14 protein-coding genes are annotated in these 12,886 nt (G+C 37.5%); 3 read left to right on the top strand and 11 right to left on the bottom strand.

Annotated features, from left to right (window positions below):
• Window positions 1–134 precede the first annotated feature (134 nt).
• Window positions 135–1,112, top strand: a complete 978-nt coding sequence (locus BS85_RS0101570) for a 4Fe-4S cluster-binding domain-containing protein (RefSeq protein WP_026943255.1) — start codon at window positions 135–137, stop codon at window positions 1,110–1,112.
• Between the two features lie 173 nt (window positions 1,113–1,285).
• On the opposite strand, the gene xseA is transcribed toward BS85_RS0101570, so the two are convergent.
• Window positions 1,286–2,548, bottom strand: coding sequence for an exodeoxyribonuclease VII large subunit (gene xseA, locus BS85_RS0101565; protein WP_026943254.1), 1,263 nt, complete (start codon window positions 2,546–2,548; stop codon window positions 1,286–1,288).
• Window positions 2,548–4,335 (bottom strand): sodium-extruding oxaloacetate decarboxylase subunit alpha, encoded by a 1,788-nt coding sequence (gene oadA, locus BS85_RS0101560; protein ID WP_026943253.1) that lies wholly within the window; start codon window positions 4,333–4,335, stop codon window positions 2,548–2,550. Before oadA ends, xseA begins: the two co-directional genes overlap by 1 nt.
• A 223-nt stretch (window positions 4,336–4,558) precedes the next feature.
• Between oadA and BS85_RS12005 the strand changes: the two genes are divergently transcribed.
• Window positions 4,559–4,687, top strand: coding sequence for a hypothetical protein (locus BS85_RS12005; RefSeq protein ID WP_273212813.1), 129 nt, complete (start codon window positions 4,559–4,561; stop codon window positions 4,685–4,687).
• On the opposite strand, the gene BS85_RS0101555 is transcribed toward BS85_RS12005, so the two are convergent.
• The 8 genes from BS85_RS0101555 to BS85_RS0101520 all read right to left on the bottom strand — a co-directional run bounded on the left by BS85_RS0101555 (window position 4,684) and on the right by BS85_RS0101520 (window position 11,803).
• A complete protein-coding gene (locus BS85_RS0101555; protein WP_026943252.1) occupies window positions 4,684–4,869 on the bottom strand; it encodes a hypothetical protein in 186 nt (61 codons plus the stop codon). The two genes, BS85_RS12005 and BS85_RS0101555, sit on opposite strands and share 4 nt — an antisense overlap.
• A gap of 171 nt (window positions 4,870–5,040) precedes the next feature.
• Window positions 5,041–5,880: a rod shape-determining protein MreC gene (gene mreC / locus BS85_RS0101550; RefSeq protein WP_026943251.1), complete on the bottom strand. Its 840-nt coding sequence runs from the start codon at window positions 5,878–5,880 to the stop codon at window positions 5,041–5,043.
• A 70-nt stretch (window positions 5,881–5,950) separates the two neighbouring features.
• On the bottom strand, window positions 5,951–6,985 hold the full coding sequence (locus BS85_RS0101545) for a rod shape-determining protein (protein WP_026943250.1): 1,035 nt from the start codon (window positions 6,983–6,985) through the stop codon (window positions 5,951–5,953).
• A 22-nt stretch (window positions 6,986–7,007) separates the two neighbouring features.
• Window positions 7,008–8,255 (bottom strand): ATP-dependent Clp protease ATP-binding subunit ClpX, encoded by a 1,248-nt coding sequence (gene clpX, locus BS85_RS0101540; protein ID WP_026943249.1) that lies wholly within the window; start codon window positions 8,253–8,255, stop codon window positions 7,008–7,010.
• Window positions 8,248–9,054 carry an acyl-ACP--UDP-N-acetylglucosamine O-acyltransferase gene (gene lpxA / locus BS85_RS0101535; RefSeq protein WP_026943248.1) on the bottom strand — a complete coding sequence of 269 codons (807 nt, stop codon included), beginning with the start codon at window positions 9,052–9,054 and terminating at the stop codon, window positions 8,248–8,250. The genes clpX and lpxA overlap by 8 nt, the downstream gene beginning before the upstream one ends.
• Window positions 9,051–9,521, bottom strand: a complete 471-nt coding sequence (fabZ, locus tag BS85_RS0101530; RefSeq protein WP_026943247.1) for a 3-hydroxyacyl-ACP dehydratase FabZ — start codon at window positions 9,519–9,521, stop codon at window positions 9,051–9,053. Before fabZ ends, lpxA begins: the two co-directional genes overlap by 4 nt.
• Before the next feature lie 65 nt (window positions 9,522–9,586).
• Window positions 9,587–10,966, bottom strand: a complete 1,380-nt coding sequence (gene glcD / locus BS85_RS0101525; protein WP_026943246.1) for a glycolate oxidase subunit GlcD — start codon at window positions 10,964–10,966, stop codon at window positions 9,587–9,589.
• A 12-nt stretch (window positions 10,967–10,978) separates the two neighbouring features.
• Window positions 10,979–11,803 carry a plasminogen-binding N-terminal domain-containing protein gene (locus tag BS85_RS0101520; protein WP_026943245.1) on the bottom strand — a complete coding sequence of 275 codons (825 nt, stop codon included), beginning with the start codon at window positions 11,801–11,803 and terminating at the stop codon, window positions 10,979–10,981.
• 226 nt (window positions 11,804–12,029) lie between these two features.
• Here BS85_RS0101520 and BS85_RS0101515 point away from each other — a divergent pair, with 226 nt between their 5' ends.
• Complete coding sequence (locus BS85_RS0101515) at window positions 12,030–12,614, top strand: HP1233 family protein (protein ID WP_026943244.1); 585 nt, start codon at window positions 12,030–12,032, stop codon at window positions 12,612–12,614.
• A 3-nt stretch (window positions 12,615–12,617) separates the two neighbouring features.
• Here BS85_RS0101515 and BS85_RS10025 read toward each other — a convergent pair.
• Window positions 12,618–12,886: hypothetical protein (locus tag BS85_RS10025; protein ID WP_034550942.1), on the bottom strand; the 269-nt coding region annotated here is incomplete at its 5' end.

Genomic DNA, 12,886 nt, shown 5'->3' with positions numbered 1-12,886 from the left:
AGAGCTTTTATTGTCAAACACAATATTACCTTCAATCATCTCTTTATAAGGAATACTATGTCAAAAACAAATAAAAAGAGGGGGGGGGGGGGCAAAATAAATTAAAATCCTTTATTTAAAATAAAAAACTTTGGATACTTTCTCTTTTAAAAAACGCAAAACAACACCAAAAGATTAAAGATAGATTAGAAATTTTAGAAAATCAAAACATTCATTTAACCATTCAAAATCAACACTTAGAAAAGTCCATTCAAACCTTAAAAGAACAAAATAAAATCCTAAGCAATCAAAATGTTGCGACAATCCATTCTCTACACAAACTCACCCCACAAGCCTATCTGAAGCTTATAGAAATTCACCTTGCAGAACATTGCAATTTGAATTGTTTTTCTTGTTCGCATTTTTCTCAACTTTCTCCCAAACATTTTCCCTCTCTTGAGCAATTCAGTAAGGATATGCAACAATTAAACTCTATTACAAAAGGTTTGATAGGTAGATTCCATTTAATGGGTGGGGAGCCATTGCTAAACCCAAATTGCAAAGATTTCTTTGCAGTTACGCGCAAATTTTTTCCAGATTCTGCCATTTGGTTGGTTACTAATGGAATCTTGCTTGAAACCCAACCTCAAGAGTTTTGGGAATCTTGCAAAGAAAACAACATCGAAATTCACCCGACTAAATACCCCATCAAAATAGATTGGAATTTAATAGAAGCACAATGCAAAACTTATGGAATCCCTCTGATATTCTTTAATAATGCAAAGATAGAAAAAACCTCGCTAAAATTTGTCTTAGAACCAAAGGGAAATTGCAATCCATTGGAGAGTTTTACAAAATGTGGAATGGCGAATAACTGCATACAATTAAAAGAGGGTAAGCTTTATCCTTGCAATATTGCGGCAAACATTGAAATCTTTAATTCTGCTTTCAATCAAAACCTCCCTTTAAACACTTTGGATTCCATTGATATTTATAAGGCAAAAGATTATAGCGAGATTCTACAATTTCTAGCAAAGCCAATTCCTTTTTGTCGGTTTTGCAATCTTTCAAAATGGCAAAATATAGGAGAATGGAAAACTTCTAAAAAAGAAATTACAGAATATTTGGAATGAATTGTCCCTTTTTGTTTTGTGTTTTGCACAATTATGGATTGTTTCACTAGAGTCCGCAAAGACAGAGGGTCAGACTTTGCAAAAGGGATTTGCATTATGAATTTGAGCAAAATCTTTGCAGGAAAAACAATGAAAGCACAAAGTGCATAAATGATTTGTCTGCACTCGCGGTTTTACCTTTCTTTACACTCATTTAAAGACACTTTCTTTACTTCTGCCTGAATCGTTGCGCTATTATCTTGCAATTCCAAAATTGTATGTGGCGTAATTTCTGCTAAACATTGAATCTTTTTGCCATTGCGCAAGACACAAGCATAACCATTTTTTTGATAATTTTTAGGATTCTTGGATTCTAGTTGCATTTTAGAGGATTCTAGTTGCATAGACTTTCTTGCTAAAAGTCGCTGCATAGCTAAATGAATTTGAAGGTTTGGGCTTTGCAACCTTAAGGAATCCAAAGAGATTTTATGCTGGATTTTTTGCTCCAAAAACAAATAATAATTCTCAAGATTCTGCCTTACTCTATCTAATTCATTAAAAAAAGGATTCTTATCTAGCAAGAATGCTTGTTTTTGCAACCGATGAAACTTCATTTGAATCACTCTTGAAAACCTCTCATTTAGTGTATTCTCTATTGTGTCTAAATTCATCAGCCATTCATTTTTATCGGGCAATAAAATCTCCATAGCCGCTGAAGGAGTTGGGGCGCGTAAATCCGCCACAAAATCACTTAATGTAATATCTGGCTCGTGTCCAATCGCCGAAACAATAGGGGTTTTCGCACTAAAAATACTCTCAACCACCAAAGGCTCATTAAAAGCCCATAAGTCCTCTAAACTCCCACCACCCCGCGCCAAAACAATACAATCAAAACCTAAAGTGTCCGCAACAGCAATGTTTCTTGCGATACTCTCTTTTGCCCCCTCACCTTGCACAAGCGTGTTTAGCACAATAAATTCCACAAGATTCCACCGCTTTTGTGCAACGCGCAACATATCGTGCAAAACCGCGCCTGTATTGGAAGTAAGCAAGGCAACTTTTTTGGGAAACTTTGGAAGCGGCTTCTTGTTTTCAAAATAGCCTTTGCTTTTGTAGGATTCTTTAAGCTGCTCAAAAGCCAATGTGAGTTCCCCGATTCCACTTGGTAGCGCACTGATACAATTTAACTGATAATCTCCACGTGGCGGATAAACGCTGATTGCTCCTTGCAAAACCAAATTCATTCCCTCTTGAATTTGGAATCGCAGACGCGTAGCATTCCCACGGAACATTACACATCTTAAACTAGAATCTTTGTCTTTTAATGTAAAATACAAATGCCCACTTGAATGGTGTGTAAAATTACTCACTTCTCCACTCACGCTTACCTGCAAAAAGGTAGCTTCAAGCAGACTTTTTATCTGTGCATTTAATTCACTAACGCTTAAAGCTCTCATTATTCCACGAGCATAATCGCGAGATTCGCACTAATTTGTTGTCCTTCTTTTGCATAAATCTCTTTAATTTCCCCGCCAATCGTTGCTAAGACTTGGTTTTCCATTTTCATTGCTTCAACAATAGCCAAAACATCACCCTCTTTAATTTTGTCGCCCACTTTTACCTTAAGCTTCGTTAAATTTCCGGGCATTGGAGAAATGATATGTCCGGGGAGACTTGCTTGAGGCAAAGAATCTGTCTTTTTACTAGGGGATTTAGAATCTTTATCGCCCGATTCCACAAGCACTTCTTTTAAATCTCCATCAACACGCACGAAGAACGGACGCACATTTTCATCTTTCGCCCCACTTCCCTCAATCTTAATATTATAAGTCTCGCCGTGTAGATTAATCGTAAATTCCTTAGGTATTGGTGCATTTGCACCCTCAAAAGTCGTCAATGCTTCAGGTGCCAAACGATTCTCATTACGCTCATCTAAGAATTGTTTTGCGATTCCACCAAAAATAGCATATGAAATAATATCTGTCTCACTCTTTGCAAATCCTTGAGATTCCTCACGCGCCTTTTGTAGTTCAGGCTCTAACTTATCTGCTGGACGCTCAACAATAATTTCCTCTCCCTCAGCTTTAATGCGTTCAACCAATTCTTGAGTAATAGGGGCTGGTGTTTTACCATAATAGCCTTTAATGATATTTTTAGATTCTGTGGTTAGCGTCTTGTAGCGCGTTTGCGCTAGGACATTTAACACCGCTTGTGTGCCAACAATCTGACTAGAAGGAGTAACAAGTGGGGGATAACCAAAGTCTTTGCGCACATTTGGAATCTCTGCTAAGACTTCGTCCATTTTGTCTAGCGCATTTTGCTCCTTTAGCTGATTTGCCATATTAGAAATCATACCACCGGGAATTTGATTAACCAATACGCGTGTGTCAATTTGGTTATATTCTGATTCAAATTTTTTATATTTTCTGCGATTACGCTTCAAGGTTTCAGCAGCTCTTTCCATAATCTCTAAATCTAGTTTCGTATCCCATTGCGTATTTTGTAAAGTTGCAACAATGGATTGTGTGCAAGGGTGGCTTGTGCCTTCTGCTAATGCAGAGTTAGAACAATCCAATATGTCTATACCCGCTTCAATCGCTTTTAAATGCGAACCAAAAGCAAACCCAGCAGTAGAATGCGTATGCAACGCTAAAGGCAAACCAATCGCATTCTTTAATGCCTTAACAAGCTCAAAAGTGGCATTGGGCGTAATGAGTCCTGCCATATCTTTAATAGCCAAAGAATCACAACCGCGTTTTGCTAATTCTTTACCATATTCCACAAAACTCTGGATTGTATGCACAGGAGAAGTTGTATAACAAATTGCACCTTGCGCGTGTTTGCCTTGTTTTTTGACTTCCTCAATAGAAACTTCCAAGTTACGAATATCATTGAGCGCATCAAAGATTCTAAAAATATCTACACCATTTTGTGCAGATAATCTTATAAACTCACGCACAACATCATCGGCATAATGGCGATAGCCGATGAGATTCTGTCCGCGCAAAAGCATTTGGATTGGAGTGTTTTTAAAAATTTCCTTAAAAATTGCCAATCGCTCAAAAGGGTCTTCTTTTAGGTATCTCAAACAAGTATCATAAGTCGCTCCACCCCATACTTCCACACTATGGAATCCCACCTGCTCAAAAAGCTGTGCTGCTTCTACTAAATCCTCTGTGCGCATTCTTGTAGCTAATAAAGATTGGTGTCCATCTCTTAGGCTGTTTTCAGTAATTTTTATCATCATACAAACTCCAAACATTAAGTTTTAACTTTATATTATAACAGCAAATTATAATCTTTATAAGCAGATTGAGAGAATTTTGTATCAATTTTATACATAATGGTTATTTTTGTATCACATAAGGTTTGCAAAAATCACTGATTTATAAAACTAAAGCCACAAAATGGAGACATTTGCAACGACAGGAGACAATACGCAATAGACGCAATGCTAGGTGCTTTAGTTGCTCATTATAGCAAGGAAGCGAAGCGGAGAAACAATCCACAATCTTATACATAGAAACTTTCACAATGGAATCCCAAAAGGCAAGATTTCGCATTATGAATTACAGATAAACCCTACAAGCACTTAACACTCAACTCTTGCCTGTGTTTTAGAATATAAAATCATCAATTTTTCATTTTGCTTTGTGCTATTTAAATGAATCGTATTGGAATTTTTATCTTCCTCATTTTGTTTTATTTGTTGGTTATTTTCTAACTCCACAATCTCAAAAAAGCTACAAAAACTAAGTCCTTCATCAAGAAATTCCATTGGATTCTCCTTCTTAAATATTTTTAAAATTAAGAAGCAAATATCATTCCATTTTTATATTCTTGAATTGTAAAACGATTGCAACTATGGAGATAAAAAATTATATTAATATTTTCGCGGAAAAGAAAACCATAAAATCTGTTTTCTAAACATAATCCCAAACAATCACAATTATTGTATTAAATCCGACTCCAAAGCCTCTTGAGTCTTCGTAGCATTATTTTCCAAATTCATTAGCTCTTGTGGATTATCCACATCTACTAACCAATAAAACCTTTTCACCTCATCAGAAGCGGGTTTAACAATAGCAATTTGGTAGCCTTGTCGCAATTCCACCATTTCTACAACGCCCACTAAAATACCGGGATAAAAAATATTATCATAACCGCTTGTCTGCACAATTTCGCCTACTTCAATCTTAGGATACAAAGGAATATAATCCACAACAAAACCTTTGTTAATATCGTATTTTGCGATTCCATGAGACTTTTTATTGCCTACAACCACGCTGTAACTACATTTTTCATCGCCATTAAGAAATCCCTCCAAACGATGATCCTGCAAAATTGCAATTCCTGCTGCTTTGTTATCATCAAGAAGTCCAAAAATAGAACCATCTTGATAGATTTTATTGCTATTGTACTCCAACCAAATTTTTTTATAATCATTCATACGCGCAAACGAAATTGTCCGAACCGATGAAATCTCGGGGATATTCATAGCAAAAGGAGAATGCATAAAAGCCAACAAATCATTATGCTCAACCTTTAAAGCTTCAAGCAAATATTCTATTTGTTGTTTATCTCTTAAAGAATTTGAAAGTTGCTTGATTTGCTCCGCTTGATTAAAATGTCTTTGGATTATTTTCACTGCATTATTATTAAGATTCAAAATACCTACCTTAATGCTATCGCTTAAAAATAAAACCTTATTTTGCACTTCAGTAGATATTTTCATAGAAACAAATAAAGCAATGAATAAAAAAATAATCCAAAGAAAAGCTTTTTTCATTTATTTTCTTACAATCATTCTATTTCTTTTAATCTCTAGTGAATATTGTGCAATATTCACAAAAATTAAATTATTCATAAGACAGCTGCTGTAAAACATCAATTTCCTCTAATGCCTTACCTGTACCTTTTGCCACACAAAGCAGTGGCTCTTCACCTACATACACAGGAAGTTTGACGACATCAGAAAGATACTTATCAAGCCCACGAATCAATGCTCCACCACCTGTGAGAACGATTCCATTCTCCACAATATCTCCCGCTAAATCCGGTGGCATTTGTTCTAGCACATCTTTTAGGGCATTAGAAATCTCTTTTAAGGGTTCTTTCATTGCTTCGCGCACATCTTCACTTGTTAGCTCAATCGTATTTAGCAAACCACTGACTTGATCGCGTCCTTTTACTTGCATAACAAGAGGTTCGTCAAGGCTAACTGCCGAGCCAATTTGAATCTTAATTTCCTCTCCCGTGCGCTCACCAATCAATAGACTATACTTACGACGCACATAATCCACCACCGCCATATCTAGCTTATCCCCCGCAGTCCGCAAAGACTTAGAAATCACAAGCCCACCTAATGAAATCACGCCAATTTCAGTTGTCCCTCCACCAATATCTACAACCAAACTTCCTTTAGGCTCTTTAACAGGCAAACCTGCACCAATCGCCGCCGCCATTGGCTCTTCAATCAAAAACACTTCTCTAGCACCTGCGCTAATTGCAGATTCTCTGACTGCCTTACGCTCAACCCCTGTTAATCCATAAGGCACACAAACAATGATTCTAGGACGCATTAATGCTTTTCTGCGGTGTGCTTTCTCAATGAAATGGCGAATCATTTTCTCTGTCATATCAAAATCCGCAATCACCCCATCCTTCATTGGACGCACAGCCAAAATACTTCCGGGCGTTTTACCAACCATATCCTTTGCCTCGTGTCCCACAGCCAAAATTTTATTTTTTCCATAGCGGTCATTTTGTACTGCAACAACAGAGGGTTCATTGATAATCACCCCCTGCCCTTTAACTAAAACAATCGTATTTGCCGTCCCTAAGTCAATAGAAATATCGTGCGAAAACCATCCTATCACTCTATCTAATACCATATTCTCTCTCTTTATAGTGGATTTAAGCGCTTTTTTTGCTTATTTTTTTTTGTTTTACCAACATAGGCTTTGCTTGTTTTAAAACCGCCTCCTTAGTGATAATGACTTCATAACCTTTTAATTCCGGTAATTCATACATAATATCTAACATAATCTCTTCCATAATAGAACGCAAACCTCTTGCGCCTGTTTTTCGTGAAATAGCAAGATTTGCAATCTCCTCTAATGCTTCGTTTTGAAAAGTTAAAGCCACACCATCAAAGGCAAAGAGTTTTTTATATTGCTTTGTCAATGCGTTTTTTGGCTTTTGCAAAATCTCAATCATTGCTTCTTTTGTAATTTCCTCCAAAGTTGCAAACATATGCAAACGTCCAATCAATTCTGGAATTAAGCCAAAACTCACCAAATCATCTGGCTCCACTTGATTTAAAATATTTTCAATTTCTACCTTTTTGCTCTTTTGGTGATGGAATCCTAGACTATTCCCCCCGATTCTGCGCTCAATAATATCTTTTAGCCCGTCAAATGCTCCACCGCAAATAAACAAAATATCTTTGGTATCAATTTGGATAAACTCTTGATTGGGGTGCTTTCTGCCACCTTTTGGAGGGACATTCACCACGCTACCTTCAATAATCTTTAAAAGTGCCTGTTGCACACCCTCGCCCGATACATCACGCGTAATAGAGCGATTCTCTGAAAGACGAGAAATTTTGTCAATCTCATCAATGAACACGATTCCTTTTTGCGCCTTTTGGACATCGCCATTTGCCTCTTGAAGCAAACGCGTTAAAATATTTTCCACATCCTCACCCACATAACCCGCTTCCGTTAAACTTGTCGCATCGCAAATTGCAATCGGGATATTGAGAAATTTCGCCAAAGTTTGCGCCATCAAAGTTTTGCCACTCCCTGTTGGACCAATAAGCAAAATATTGGATTTAGCAATCTCTGCATCTTCCTCCTCCTGCTCTTTGGTTTGCAATACACGTTTATAGTGATTATACACCGCAACGCTAAAAACCTTTTTCGCCTTTTCTTGCCCAATCACATATTCATCTAAAACAGCCTTTAGCTCTTTTGGAGGAACAATGCTTAACTCTGTGCTATCAGAAGATCCCGATTCCTCCTCAAAATGCTGCTCACCTCCCATAAGCAAACTATAAGAAGCAATGATACAATTCTTACAAATACAAACATTGTTTCCAGCAATTAATGGATTCTTGTGAGATTCTTTGGTTTTACAAAAATCACAAACTCTTTCACTCATTACTTTTCCTTGTAAAAGGGATTCCCCTTGTAGATTGAATAATAAACTCACACATTTTTTGAACATTAGAATCTTTAATATTATCATTAAGGATTTCTTTTGCAATCTCTTTAATGGGGGCATTGCCAAAAAATAGACGCTTGTAAGCAGTATGAATTTTATCCACCTCGTGGTGTTCAAAATTTTTGCGCAACCGATGCAAATTTAATCCACGAATCACCGCACGATTCCCCTCTGCCATACAAAAAGGTGGAATATCTTGTGAGAGCGCACTCGCCCCTGCAATCATTGCATAATCCCCAATCTTTACAAACTGATGAATCGGCGTCAAGCCACCGATATTAATATGACTACCCAACTCAACATGCCCCCCAAGTGTCGCGCCATTTGCCAAAATACAAGAATCCCCAATAATACAATCGTGCGCAATATGCACATACGCCATTAGCAGATTATGATTGCCAATTATCGTTTTGCTGCCACCGCCTTCAGTTCCGGGATTTATCATCGTAAATTCGCGGATTTTGTTAAAATCGCCAAAGATTAGCGCATTAGGCTCATTATGATATTTCAAATCTTGCGGTTTTGTTCCCAAAGTTGCATTAGGGAAAATCTCATTGCCTTTACCCAAAGTCGTATTGCCAAGAATCGTAACATTATTGTAGAGCTTACAATCCTCGCCAATCTTGACATTTTTACCAATCACGCAATAATGCCCAATCTCTACATTCTCACCAATGCTTGCGCCTTCTTCAATAATAGCAGTCTGTGCAATTTTTGCTGATTTTGCTACACTCACTTTTGTGCCTTTTTCTCGGTATTATCTACTACCATTGCTTTTAATTCGGCTTCTGCTACGAGTTTATCCTCTACATAAGCATAGCCTTGCAAAACCCAGATTCCACCTTTGTGCTTAATGACTTCTAGTCTATACACAAGCTTATCACCGGGCGTTACGGGATTCCTAAATTTTGCCTTATCAATACTCATAAAATAGACAATTTTATCCCCTGTATTTTGTGCTTCCTCTCCAAACATACTTACAAAGGCTAATACACCTCCAGCCTGTGCCATTCCTTCAATGATATAGACGCCCGGATAAATGGGTTGTGTGGGAAAGTGTCCATTAAATACTTCTTCATTAATAGTAACATTTTTATATGCCTCAATTTTTTCATTTGGCGATATAGAAACAATCCTATCTACAAGCAATAAAGGATAACGATGGGGGAGAATCTCGCGAATTTTTTGCACATCATAAACCATTAAAAATCCTTAAAACTAAAAATTAAATTTTAACATAAAAATAAAACAAACTGAACCTATTTTTATCATAATGCCATTTTGCCCGGATTTAAAATATTATTAGGGTCAAAGGCTTTCTTTATAGCGCGGAATAATTGCATCTCCTCTTGAGAAAACGCAAGGTGCATAAAGGGTGCTTTGGAAAGCCCGATTCCATGCTCCCCGCTAAGTGTTCCCCCAAGCTCCACCGTGATTTTAAAAATCTCCTCAATCGCTTGATGTCCTTTCTCTAGTTCCTCTTGGTTACTGCCATCCACCATTACATTTGTATGCACATTGCCATCGCCTGTATGCCCAAAACACGGAATCACAACACCATATTTTTGTGAAACCTCCGCAATTCTCTCTAGCAACTCTGGAAGTTTAGAGCGCGGAACGGTAATGTCTTCATTGAGCTTTTTACTTCCATAAATGGTAATGCTAGGACTTGCATTTTTACGCGCGAACCACAAATCCGCTACTTCTTGTTCATTGTTTGCTTTGATAAACTCGCTCGCCCCATTTTCTAGGAACTTCTCCTCTACTTTTTTGATTTGGTAGTCAATTTCTTCTTGTAAATTTCCATCTACTTCTGTAATGAGAATCGCACCCGCTTCCTTTGGCAAACCTTTATGGAATTTCTCCTCCACCGCCCTAATACTAAGATTATCCAAAAATTCCATCGCAACGGGCGTAATTCCACTTGCCATTGTTTTATACACCGCATTCATCGCCATTTGGATACTTGGAAACACACCCATTGCGCTTTGCTTATACTTGGGTTTGCTTAGCAACTTCAGCGTAATCTCGGTAATTACGCCCAATGTCCCCTCACTTGCAATCAGAATCCCCGCAATGTTGTAACCCGCAACATCTTTAATTGTTTTTTTACCCGCGCGAATAATGTCTCCATTAGGCAACACCGCACGCAATGCCATTACAAAATCCTTTGTGATTCCATATTTTGCTGCACGCATTCCCCCTGCATTTTCACTCACATTTCCTCCAAGCGTGGAATAATGCTCACTTGCAGGGTCGGGCGGATAAAATAACCCTACCGCCTCTGCCGCCTTTTGCAACTGCATATTCACGACACCGGGCTGCACACGCGCAACCATATTTTCCATATCAATTTCTAAAATCTGATTCATATGTTTTTCTAAGGCTAGAATCACTCCACCTTGCACTGCAAGTGCGCCACCGGTAAAGCCACTCCCTGCACCGCGCGGAATCACAGGGATTAAGTGCGTATTGCAATACTTCAGCACTTGGCTCACTTCCTCCTCATTATGCGGAAACACAACACATTCGGGATATTTTCTTTCTTTGGTTGCATCATAACAATACGCGCTCAAATGCGCCTTGTCATTAAAGCAATCCTTTTCACCAACTATCGCTTTTAAATCGTTAATATTTTGTTCTGTCATTTCAAAAGCCTTTTAAAAAATATCCTTAATGGTATTCATAAAATAATTTGTGATTCTTCCAAAAAATGTCGCGTCCTCATCACGAATCTCACCCTTTACCAAGGCATCAAAATAAACATAATAATCTTGCGTTTTTACATCATTAAAAAGATAGGAAAACCACTCTTGGTTATTGCTTCCAATACGAGAGAAAAACGGCAACATACGCTCCTCTATCGGTGCGCGTCCGGTGATATAGTCTTTTTTAATAACGCTAAAAGTTTGACAATCCAATGCCTGTCCCTCGTTGAGATTCACCATATAAATAACACCTGCTGCATACTGCGCACATATCTTGCGAAAATCCCCCTTCACAGGTGCCGTATGTCCAACATCCATTAAATACGCTGCAAATAAATCCGGATGCAACCATTTAATTTCCGGATAAGCAGCTTTAATCTTCTCATATATATCCTGTGTTGGAGCAATCAAAAAAGCTCTGTCATTGAAACTACGAAAAATTACTTCATCGTTCTTTTGCGGCATTAAAATAGGTGTTGGAAATGCACTCTGCTCTAACCCCACAAAGGGTTCAAAGGCAATTTTGGCACGACCATTTTGAACCTCTATTACTGCAGCCTTTGCCACGATTCCAGAATGTTCTCTATCAAACCAACGCACAATCTCGCCACTCTCACCCACTTTCAAATCAAATGCCGGAACATACGCGTAATGCTTGGAATCTTCATCTAATTCAACAATAGGAACAATGATTTTATTTCCAAAGGGAGAAGCAAACACAAAAAGGTTAAAGACACAAAAAACAATATAATATTTCAATAATTTAAAACATTTCATAACCAAACGAGCCTTAGACTTAAAAGAATTTTAATATTAAAAAATTCTGAAATTATAATTTATTTTTGCTTAAAGCTTAGAAAATTTTATGGGTTTTATACGAAATTTTTATAAATTTTTGGCAAATATTTTGACCACTTTCAATGTTTAACCTAAAAAGTTGGAATCCTTTTTGCTTTGGCAATCTTTGAATTTCAATATTGGGCTTGAAAGGACATTGTTGTATATGACTATTAATCAGAACTTAAATTCTTTAGGTGGAATCTATAATAATGAAACAAATCGTCTTCTTAGCGAAAATGCACAATCCGCACAATCTATCAGCAAAATACAAAATAAAGAAACACAAGAAAAGGACAAAGACGGCTTTAATATAGAACGTATTACCTATGGTATGATTAGTTTGGAGCTTATGAATGACGATCAATATCTAGCGTTTGAGAGGGTAACTGCTGGTATGTCTCCTAACGAAAAAATCTCTGTTGCTCAAATGCTAACAAGAGCTGGAAACTTGAGCGCAAGTGTAGAACGTGTAGAACAACGCGAAAAAGAATCTCTAAACACAGAAAAAGAAAAAAAAGAATTGGGGTTATTTGGCATCACACAAAAGGGTTGGCAAGAGGTGGCACAAGAATTTCAAGACAACCTAAATCATTTAGACGGACTTTACACAAAAAGGTATGATAGAAACCTTACAAGCAACTACAATGATATTCTACGAAAAAACACCGAAGCTAAAACCCAACGAATTCTAAGGGAATTTAGCCACGCAATTTATAGTGGCAATGTGCAAATTGACACGATAAGCTAGATTTTAATAAATATTCTTGAATAGGCAATGCGGTATTTGAAAGGTGAAATCGTGCAATGAAAAGGCGATTAGCTTTTTGTCATTGCGAGACTTCGTAGGAAGTCGTGGCGTGTGTTGCGTCAAGCAACTCACCCGCTTCAGCGCAAATCTATAATACTGCACTTCTTTAAAGATTCCATTGCAAAAATTAATGTATGCTTGATTATGGATTGCTTCACTTCGTTCGCAATGACGCAATGGTTTGCTTTTTGTCATTGCGAGAAAAGCTTTAG

Origin of the sequence: Helicobacter rodentium ATCC 700285 (assembly GCF_000687535.1) — a bacterium.
In the GTDB taxonomy this organism is placed as follows: Bacteria; Campylobacterota; Campylobacteria; order Campylobacterales; family Helicobacteraceae; genus Helicobacter_D; species Helicobacter_D rodentium.
Note: the sequence above shows the minus strand (reverse complement) of the source record. Positions and strands in the feature narration are given on the sequence as shown.

What these genes read in the sequence shown, in the direction of transcription:
- fabZ (WP_026943247.1), bottom strand. Translation starts at nt 9,521, where the DNA reads ATGGTTTATGATGTGCAAAAAATTCGCGAGATTCTCCCCCATCGTTAT.
- xseA (WP_026943254.1), bottom strand. Translation starts at nt 2,548, where the DNA reads ATGAGAGCTTTAAGCGTTAGTGAATTAAATGCACAGATAAAAAGTCTG.
- mreC (WP_026943251.1), bottom strand. Translation starts at nt 5,880, where the DNA reads ATGAAAAAAGCTTTTCTTTGGATTATTTTTTTATTCATTGCTTTATTT.
- BS85_RS0101515 (WP_026943244.1), top strand. Translation starts at nt 12,030, where the DNA reads ATGACTATTAATCAGAACTTAAATTCTTTAGGTGGAATCTATAATAAT.
- BS85_RS0101545 (WP_026943250.1), bottom strand. Translation starts at nt 6,985, where the DNA reads ATGGTATTAGATAGAGTGATAGGATGGTTTTCGCACGATATTTCTATT.
- BS85_RS0101555 (WP_026943252.1), bottom strand. Translation starts at nt 4,869, where the DNA reads ATGGAATTTCTTGATGAAGGACTTAGTTTTTGTAGCTTTTTTGAGATT.
- BS85_RS0101520 (WP_026943245.1), bottom strand. Translation starts at nt 11,803, where the DNA reads ATGAAATGTTTTAAATTATTGAAATATTATATTGTTTTTTGTGTCTTT.
- oadA (WP_026943253.1), bottom strand. Translation starts at nt 4,335, where the DNA reads ATGATAAAAATTACTGAAAACAGCCTAAGAGATGGACACCAATCTTTA.
- clpX (WP_026943249.1), bottom strand. Translation starts at nt 8,255, where the DNA reads ATGAGTGAAAGAGTTTGTGATTTTTGTAAAACCAAAGAATCTCACAAG.
- glcD (WP_026943246.1), bottom strand. Translation starts at nt 10,966, where the DNA reads ATGACAGAACAAAATATTAACGATTTAAAAGCGATAGTTGGTGAAAAG.